Source organism: Nocardia sp. TBRC8007, from assembly GCF_056629435.1.
Map to the genome: position 1 here is coordinate 1 of NZ_JBWSOR010000203.1, position 303 is coordinate 303.

1 protein-coding gene is annotated in these 303 nt (G+C 70.0%); it reads left to right on the forward strand.

Features of this window, described 5'->3' with window-relative positions:
- On the forward strand, positions 1-303 hold a 303-nt coding region (locus tag ACX4ZE_RS23305; RefSeq protein WP_480275612.1), incomplete at both ends, for a condensation domain-containing protein.

Below are 303 nucleotides of genomic sequence, written 5' to 3' on the forward strand. Positions count from 1 at the left end.
TTCGAAGGCCCCTCGGCCACCTACAACATGCCGATGGGGGTGCGCCTGACGGGCGCGGTGGATGTGGCGGCGTTACGGGCCGCGCTCGTCGATGTGGTGGGGCGGCACGAGAGCCTGCGGACGGTGTTCGCCGAGGTGGACGGTGTGCCGGTGCAGCGGGTCCTCGAGGCCGGAGAATTCGACGTGCCGGTGTCGGTGGCGGACGTGGAGGACGTGGAGGCGGCGATGGCCGCGGCTGCACGCTACGAGTTCGACTTGTCGTCGGAGATCCCGGTACGGGCCGACGTATTCCGCTGCGCTCGA